We start from the raw sequence: 653 nt of genomic DNA on the forward strand, positions 1-653 counted from the left end.
AATAATCAAAAGCTTAAGATTGATTGGCATCAGCAACTTATATCACGGTCTGAGAAAAATCAGGTGATTGAGTGTTATATGATTTTAGGCGATAAGAGGATCAAGGGTTATGTCCATGCGATAGCTAAAAACACAAAAGTTGCAGAGAATGAACGTCGAGAAATGATGACCTTTGCTAAGAAAAATGGGCGAAAAGTCAGAGCTCAAACACTTTACTTAACGAACTGGATGCTGGTATTTACAACGATTCCGCCGCAGGTTCTTAGTACGCTTCAAGTTCAAAATATTTATAAAGCCAGGTGGCAAATCGAACTATATATAAAACGATTAAAAAGCTTGCTTAACATAGATTTACTAAGGGCTAAAAAAGACGGTAAATTAGCTGAGGTTTATTTACTCGGAAAGCTACTTTACGCAGTTTTAGTAGAGAAAATCTATAAACAACATTATTTTAATCATGGTGTTAGTTTACTCGATAAAAACCGAAACTTAAGTCCTTGGCGGCTAATTCAAGACTTGAATGATCAGATTAAATACAGTTTGTTAGCAGAATATCCAAGCTTTGAAGCCAATCTAGCAAGCAGTATTAAAAGTATGTCGGAGCGGCCTAGGAAGAGGAAATTACAACGATTTACAGATGATATTTCAATGTT

The 653-nt window shown here is 35.4% G+C and carries 1 protein-coding gene; it reads left to right on the forward strand.

All coding sequences use genetic code 11. The features are described from left to right. Positions 1-78: 78 nt before the first annotated feature. On the forward strand, positions 79-653 hold a 575-nt coding region (locus ACEO2X_RS14065), incomplete at its 3' end, for a transposase (RefSeq protein WP_371972176.1).

The sequence above is a fragment of the Acinetobacter sp. AL9 genome, assembly GCF_041464035.1.
GTDB classification, from domain to species: domain Bacteria; phylum Pseudomonadota; class Gammaproteobacteria; order Pseudomonadales; family Moraxellaceae; genus Acinetobacter; species Acinetobacter towneri.